This window comes from Phyllobacterium sp. 22229 (genome assembly GCF_052056495.1).
GTDB classification, from domain to species: domain Bacteria; phylum Pseudomonadota; class Alphaproteobacteria; order Rhizobiales; family Rhizobiaceae; genus Phyllobacterium; species Phyllobacterium myrsinacearum.
Genome location: NZ_JBQEPA010000049.1, coordinates 1 through 1,507, shown reverse-complemented (window position 1 = coordinate 1,507; position 1,507 = coordinate 1). Strand labels below are relative to the sequence as shown.

The following is a 1,507-nucleotide window of genomic DNA, read 5'->3' as shown; positions in this document are numbered from 1 at the left end:
TCGAGGGCGTCGGCCTGGGCGTCGGTGACATGCAGGCCGATCTTGGTGCGCCGCCACAACACGTCCTGTGCGGTCATCGCCCATTCCTGCGCGATGAGGTAGTGCACCTCCGCCGCATAAAGATCCCAGCCAAAATGCTGGCCGAGATCGGCGGATGAGGCGGCCTTGCCCAGAACCACCCAGGCCCGCGTGCCGTAGAGCCGTACGAGCCGGTAGGCATGGCGCGGCTCGAGGAAGGGGTAATCGGCTTTGAGCCGCTGCAGCTGCGCCGCAAAGCCGTCGGCCGGGAAATCCCCGCCCGGCAGCGTGCCGGTCGCCGTCCATGGCTTGCCCCTGGCCCCGAGTTTTTCCTCGATCTTCTCCAGCATGTGCTCCGCCAGCCGCCGGTAGGTGGTGATCTTGCCGCCGAAAATGTTCATCAGCGGCGCCAGACCCTCCGGCGCATCGCTTTTCAGCACATAGTCGCGCGTTGCCTCCTGCGCCTTCGAGGCCCCGTCATCATAGAGCGGGCGCACCCCCGAATAGCTCCACACCACATCGGCGCGCTGCACCGGCGCGGCAAAATATTCGCTGGCCGCCGCGCACAGATAATCGGTCTCCGCAGCGGTGATCGCCACCCTGGCCGGATCGCCGTGATAATCCTGGTCCGTCGTGCCGATCAGCGTGAATTCCTGCTCATAGGGAATGGCAAAGATGATGCGCCCGTCGGTGTTCTGGAAGAAATAGGCGCGCGGATCGTCGAACTTCTTGCGCACCACGATGTGGCTGCCCTGCACCAGGCGCACATTGTGCGCCGTCTTCAGCCCGGCCACGCCGGTCAGGACCTCGTCCACCCAGGGACCGGCCGCATTGACCACGAGCCGCGCCCGCACCGTCTCCACCGCCCCCGTCAGGGTATCCTCAACCTGCAGCGTCCAGCCATCGGCATCGCGCCGCGCCGCCGTCACCTTGCTGCGGGTGCGGATCAGCGCGCCGCGGTCGGCCGCATCGCGCGCATTGAGCGCCACCAGCCGCGCATCATTGACCCAGCAGTCGGAATATTCGAATGCCCGCGTATAGAGCGACTTCAGCGGCCTGGCCGCCGCATCGCGCGTCATGTCGAGCGTGCGCGTCGCCGGCAGCTTCCTGCGCCCGCCAATGTGATCGTAGAGGAACAGGCCCAGCCGCAACAGCCAGGCCGGGCGCAGCCCCGCATGGTGCGGCAGCACGAAGCGCAGCGGCCAGATGATGTGCGGCGCCGCCGCCCACAGCACCTCGCGCTCCATCAGCGCCTCGCGCACCAGGCGGAACTCGTAATATTCCAGATAGCGCAGCCCGCCATGGATCAGCTTGGTGGAGGCCGACGAGGTGCCGCTGGCCAGGTCGTTCATCTCGGCCAGACACACGCTGTAGCCGCGCCCCGCCGCATCGCGGGCAATGCCGCAGCCATTGATGCCGCCGCCAATCACGAAAATGTCGTAGATCCCGTCCTGTGCCACCGCTCATCTCCCTGTCCGCAACCATCGCC

At 66.8% G+C, this 1,507-nt stretch carries 1 protein-coding gene; it reads right to left on the bottom strand.

From position 1 onward, the window contains the following. Positions 1-1,478, bottom strand: a 1,478-nt coding sequence (glpD, locus tag ACTJJ7_RS28005; protein ID WP_440969495.1) for a glycerol-3-phosphate dehydrogenase, incomplete at its 3' end; no start/stop codon positions are given. Between the last annotated feature and the right edge of the window lie 29 nt (positions 1,479-1,507).